The following is a 5,670-nucleotide window of genomic DNA, read 5'->3' on the forward strand; positions in this document are numbered from 1 at the left end:
GGCGTCGGGGGAGTGTCCACCTTGGTCGTGGTCGGCCTGTCCACCTGCGGCGGCTTGGGCCGCGCCAACGGCGGCATCGCGATCCCGTTGTTCTCGGTGTCGAGACCGATACCGATGCCGAACGGGTCGGTCCGCTTCTGGTCCTCTTCGACCTGCTTGGCCTGCTGCTTCTTCTGGAAGTCCTTGCCGACCTTGACGATCTTCGACTTGTCGAGCGCCGGCAGGCCGCCGATCTCGTCCTTCGGGTAGCTGCTGGTCTCGGGACGCAGCCCGTCGACGACCTTCTCGATCACCGACTCGTACGGCGCGAGCGGGTTCCCGTTGACGGCCGCGGCCACCCCGGACACCGACAGCGCGGCCACCGCGGCGACGCCGAGCGCGAACCCGCGTGCCGCCATCTTCCGGGCGAACGGGTCGGTCACCGGGTTCAGCGCCGCACAGCGCGCCAGGAAACTCTCCGGATCGTCGATGGTCTCCACCGGGAGCTCGTCCTCGACCTCCACCGCGAGCCGAAGGTCGGCCAGCAGCATCAGGGCCGGGTCGTGCTGGCCCGCCTCCCAGGCGGACTCCCCACCGGCTGCGAGCAGGTCGAGGAGCGCGTCATCGGCTTCGATCGCATCGAGATCAAAACGTTCAGCCATGTCGCTCCTCCCCTGTCCGTCGTTCCAACTTTGCCTCATGTCCCACAAACCCCCTGAGCGTGTTCAACGCCCGATGCTGTGCGACCCTCACCGCCCCCGGTGTCATCCCCAGTGCCCGGCCGGTCTCCTCGGCTGACATCCCCGCGACTACCCGGAGCCGCAGGATCTCCCGCAGTTTCTCCGGCAATCTGTCCAGCAGCGCCACGATGTGCTGGACCTCTGAGTGCCTGACCGCGTGCTCCTCCGGCGTGGGCGATTCGTCCGCCCCGTCCGGCAGGTCCGGCGTCGACACGTCCGCGTTCGCGAACGCACGCTGCGCGTCGGCGACCTTGCGGGCCGCGATGCCGTACACGAAGGCCTCGAAAGGCCTCCCCTCGTCCCGGTACCGGCCGAGAGCGCCGAAGACCGCGACACAAACCTCCTGCGCGACGTCATCGACCATGTCGGCGCCGCCGGGGTAGGTCCACAGCCTCGACCGCACGTAGCGGTGGGCAACGGCCCTCACCCGCGTGAGCAGGTCGTTCAGAGCTGTCCCGTCACCCGCGCCGGCAAGCGCGGCAAGATCACGAAGCTCGACCCGATCATGGGTGTGCGGCAATTGGACCTCGGTCACCTCGCCCCCCTCGGATCAGACCGGTCAGCGTGGAAAATAGTACGGCCACAGCCCCCCGTTGCATAGTGGCAATTAGTGATCACTTCACCTTTTCCACTACAACCAGTGATCGGTCTCCGGACCCCCGGCCGCGGGGGCACTTTCCGCGGTAGGAAAGGGAACTGCCCGGCTGGTCCGAGGACCGAGCCGGGCAGTTCTGGGTGGTGCTGTTGATCAGTGACCGTGGCCGTGGCCGTGGCCCGCGGCTGCGGGCTCCTCGTCCTCGGGCTTGTCGACGATCAGTGTTTCGGTGGTGAGCAGCAGCGCTGCGATCGAGCCTGCGTTGGCCAGCGCGGACCGGGTCACCTTGACCGGGTCGAGCACGCCCTGGGCCAGCAGGTCGCCGTACTCGCCGGTGGCGGCGTTGAAGCCACTACCGACCTCCATCTCGGCGACCTTGGCGGTGACGACGTAACCCTCGTAACCACCGTTCTCGGCGATCCAGCGCAGCGGCTCGACGATCGCCTTGCGGACGATCCGGACACCGGCGAGCTCGTCGCCCTCCAGGTCCAGGCCGTTCTCCAGCACCGCGGCGGCGTGGACGAGAGCGGAGCCGCCACCGGCGACGATGCCCTCCTCGATCGCCGCACGGGTCGCCGACACGGCGTCCTCGATGCGGTGCTTCTTCTCCTTCAGCTCGACCTCGGTGGCCGCGCCGACCTTGATCACGCAGACGCCACCCGCCAGCTTGGCCAGCCGCTCCTGCAGCTTCTCGCGGTCCCAGTCGGAGTCGGTCCGCTCGATCTCGGCCTTGATCTGGTTGACCCGGGACTCGATCTCGTCGGACTTGCCGGCACCCTCGACCACCGTGGTGTTGTCCTTGGTGACGACGATCCGGCGAGCGGTACCGAGTACCTCGAGCCCGACCTGGTCCAGCTTGAGGCCGACCTCAGGCGCGATCACCTGTGCGCCGGTCAGCGCGGCCAGGTCCTCGAGCATCGCCTTGCGGCGGTCGCCGAAGCCCGGCGCCTTGACGGCGACGGAGGTGAAGTTGCCACGGATCTTGTTCACGACCAGGGTCGACAGGGCCTCACCCTCGACGTCCTCGGCGATGATCAGCAGCGTCTTGCCGGACTGCACGACCTTCTCCAACAGCGGCAGCAGGTCCGCGACAGCGGAGATCTTGCCCTGGTGGATGAGGATGTACGGGTCGTCCAGCACCGCTTCGCCACCCTCGGCGTCGGTGATGAAGTAGGGCGAGATGAAGCCCTTGTCGAACTGCATGCCCTCGGTGAACTCGAGCTCGGTGCCGAAGGTGTTCGACTCCTCGACGGTGATCACACCGTCCTTGCCGACCTTGTCGAAGGCTTCCGCGATCAGGGCGCCGATCTCGGCGTCCCGAGCGGAGATGGTGGCGACGTGGGCCATGTCGCCCTTGTCGTCCACCGGCCGGGCGGTCTCGATGAGCTTCGCGGTCACTGCCTCGACGGCAGCCTCGATGCCCTTCTTCAGGCCCATTGGGTTGACACCGGCCGCGACGGCCCGCAGGCCCTCGTGCACCAGGGCCTGTGCCAGCACGGTGGCCGTGGTGGTCCCGTCACCGGCGATGTCGTTGGTCTTGGTGGCAACTTCCTTGGCCAGCTGCGCACCGAGGTTCTCGAACGGGTCGTCCAGCTCGACCTCACGGGCGACGGTGACACCGTCGTTGGTGATGGTCGGGGCGCCCCACTTCTTGTCCAGCACGACGTAGCGGCCCTTCGGCCCCAGCGTCACCTTCACCGTGTTCGCGAGCTTGTCGACGCCGCGCTCCAGTGCGCGCCGCGCGTTCTCGTCGAACTCGAGGATCTTCGGCATGGAAAACTAGTCCCTCTCTGAGTTTCAACAATGGTGCTCGCGGCCCTGAACCGATTCCGCCCCGGCACCGGAAGCCGGCACCGGAGCGGTATCAGTCAGGAACGAGCGATCGTCACTTGGTGACGACTGCGAGGATGTCGCGGGCGCCCAGGATCAGGTAGTCCTGGCCGTCGTACTTGACCTCGGTGCCGCCGTACTTCGAGTAGATGACCTTGTCACCGACGTTCACGTCCAGCGGGACGCGGTTGCCGTTGTCGTCGATGCGGCCGGGGCCGGTGGCGATGACCTCGCCCTCCTGCGGCTTCTCCTTGGCGGTGTCCGGAATCACCAGGCCGGACTTCGTGGTCTGCTCGGCTTCGAGCGGCGCAACGAGGATTCGGTCCTCGAGCGGCTTGATCGTGACCGACACTTGCTGACCTCCACGGTCGAGATTCTTGTCTGTGTTCGGGGGTGCAACTGGCGGCCGTACGCCTCTGCCGTCGCGGGGATCAGAGGCCGGGCCGCTGGCACCCTCGAGTGGAGAGTGCCAACACCGAATCTAGGCCGCGATTAGCACTCGGTCAACTCGAGTGCCAGAAGATCGCCACCGGCGAACAGCAGGGTCCCGTGGTCACCGGCCGGTTTCGGAAGCCGATCCAACTTGTTACTCAACCTCCCGGCCGTCCCCAGTGTCCTACCAGTAGGGATTCCGGTCGGCCGGGATCCACAGTAAGAGGGGACCCAATCATGGAGCTGCGCTCGAAACCATTCCGCATCGCAGTCGCCGTCGGCTGGGCAGCAGTCCTGGCCGTCGGCAGCACACTCGTCGCCACCTCTTCCGAGGCCGTGCCCACCGTCCGCCAGCAGTCCACCACAGGCGCGGCGGCAGCGTCCGTCTCAGCCAAGGCCGCCGCAGCCGCGGTCCTCGAGGCATGCGAGCGGGTGCAGCTGGTCGGCGTCCGTAACGGCTGGGCGATCCCGGTGCCGATGACCTGGGAGAGCAACGCCGGCTGGAAGTGCAACCTCAAGTACGGCGACCTCCCGTACCGCTTCCCGCAGTACCCCGGCGGCACGCCCTGGCTCGCGATCCGCCAGCTCCAGACCAACCTGAACTACTGCTACGGCGCCAAGCTGACCGTCGACGGCAAGTTCGGCAGCAAGACCCGCACCGCGGTGCAGAACGTCCAGCGGCGGCACAAGATCACCGTCGACGGCGTCTACGGCCCGCAGACCCGCTCCGCGATGAACTGGCGGCTGTACAACCCGGCCAAGAAGATCTGGAGCTCCGCCTGCTACAGCCCGATCTAAGGCTCAAGGCAGACTGGGGCGAGTGACACCTGACTCGATCACGCCGTTGCTCTCCCCAGGCGGGGCCGAGGTGCTCGCCGCAGCCTGCGCGGCGTTCACCCCCGGCAGCGAACTGCAGCTGGTCGAGAAACTCCGCCGCCGGTACGACGCTGCTGTGGTGACCGCCGCGGTCACGCAGGCGTCGCTGCGCCACCGGGCCGTCGCCAAGTTCGGCCCGGCGGATGCGGCGCGGATGTACTTCACGCCGGACGGCCTGGAGCAGGCCACCCGGTCGACAGTCGGCTCACACCGGGCCGCCCGGATCGCCGCGACACTTCCGGGCGCAACTGTGGTCGACCTGGGCTGCGGCATCGGGGGTGACCTCATCAGCGCGGCCCGGGCCGGTCTCCGGGTCACTGGTGTCGAGCGGGATCCGGCCACGGCTGCAGCGGCTCGCGCGAACCTCACGGGCCTGGGGTTACCCGGTGAGGTGCTCGTGGGGGAAGCCCAGCAGCACGATGTCACGCAGTACGAGGTCGTGTTCGCTGATCCAGCGCGGCGGGCGGACGGGAAGCGCGTGTTCGACCACAACGCCTACTCACCGCCGTGGTCCTTCATCACTGACCTCCTGACCGGTACTGCTTGCGTCAAGGTCGCGCCGGGCATCCCGCACGAAGCCGTCCCGGACGGCGTGGAAGCGGAGTGGGTTAGTGATGCAGGGGAGGTCAAGGAGGCTGCGCTGTGGTCCGGCAAGTTCTATGCGGGCACAGCGCGCCGGGCGACCCTCCTCCCGAGCGGAGCAACCGTGACGAGTGCACCGGAGGCGGAGTGTGGTCCGATCGGGCAGTACATCTACGAACCCGACGGTGCAGTGGTCCGGGCCGGCCTGGTCACTGCTGTGGCTTCAGCTGTCGATGGTTGGCTGCTGGATCCGCGAATCGCCTATGTGACCGGCGCTTCCCTCGTGGCGACGCCGCTGGCCTCTGTGTACGAGGTGGTGGAGACGCTGCCGTATCGCGAGAAGGCGTTGAAGGCCTGGGTCCGCTCGGAGGACATCGGGACTCTGGAGATCAAGAAGCGCGGTGTCGACTTCGACCCGGCGACACTCCGCAAGAAGCTGGCCCCCAAGGGCTCCGCCAGCGCCACCCTCATCGTGACCCGGATCGGCCGCGATGCAGTCGCCTACTCGTGCCGCCGAGTCGCCCCCACCAGTTGAGACACCCGCCGCGAACTTCTCGGGGGTGACATACGGGCGAAGTCGGGCGTTCACCTCTATGCGGAAAGCTGGTGACCAGGAACCGGTCTGCCGCTGACCGT

The 5,670-nt window shown here is 67.6% G+C and carries 6 protein-coding genes; 2 read left to right on the forward strand and 4 right to left on the reverse strand.

All coding sequences use genetic code 11. The annotated features are described in order from the left end of the window. The 4 genes from VFG33_RS28150 to groES all read right to left on the reverse strand — a co-directional run. Positions 1-641 (reverse strand): hypothetical protein (locus VFG33_RS28150; RefSeq protein WP_325055992.1); only part of this gene is annotated, 641 nt, incomplete at its 3' end. Next, a complete protein-coding gene (locus tag VFG33_RS28155) occupies positions 634-1,254 on the reverse strand; it encodes an RNA polymerase sigma factor ShbA (RefSeq protein ID WP_325055993.1) in 621 nt (206 codons plus the stop codon). The genes VFG33_RS28150 and VFG33_RS28155, both read right to left, overlap by 8 nt. A 213-nt stretch (positions 1,255-1,467) precedes the next feature. Continuing rightward, positions 1,468-3,087 carry a chaperonin GroEL gene (groL, locus tag VFG33_RS28160; protein ID WP_325055994.1) on the reverse strand — a complete coding sequence of 540 codons (1,620 nt, stop codon included), beginning with the start codon at positions 3,085-3,087 and terminating at the stop codon, positions 1,468-1,470. A gap of 112 nt (positions 3,088-3,199) precedes the next feature. Further along, on the reverse strand, positions 3,200-3,496 hold the full coding sequence (gene groES / locus VFG33_RS28165) for a co-chaperone GroES (protein WP_325055995.1): 297 nt from the start codon (positions 3,494-3,496) through the stop codon (positions 3,200-3,202). Between the two features lie 317 nt (positions 3,497-3,813). Here groES and VFG33_RS28170 point away from each other — a divergent pair, with 317 nt between their 5' ends. Both VFG33_RS28170 and VFG33_RS28175 read left to right on the forward strand, forming a co-directional pair. Beyond that, entirely contained in the window at positions 3,814-4,374 is a 561-nt protein-coding gene (locus VFG33_RS28170) for a peptidoglycan-binding domain-containing protein (protein ID WP_325055996.1), read from the forward strand. 22 nt (positions 4,375-4,396) lie between these two features. Then, complete coding sequence (locus tag VFG33_RS28175) at positions 4,397-5,569, forward strand: class I SAM-dependent methyltransferase (RefSeq protein ID WP_325055997.1); 1,173 nt, start codon at positions 4,397-4,399, stop codon at positions 5,567-5,569. Positions 5,570-5,670 lie beyond the last annotated feature (101 nt).

The sequence above is a fragment of the Kribbella sp. genome, assembly GCF_035687465.1.
Taxonomy (GTDB): domain Bacteria; phylum Actinomycetota; class Actinomycetes; order Propionibacteriales; family Kribbellaceae; genus Kribbella.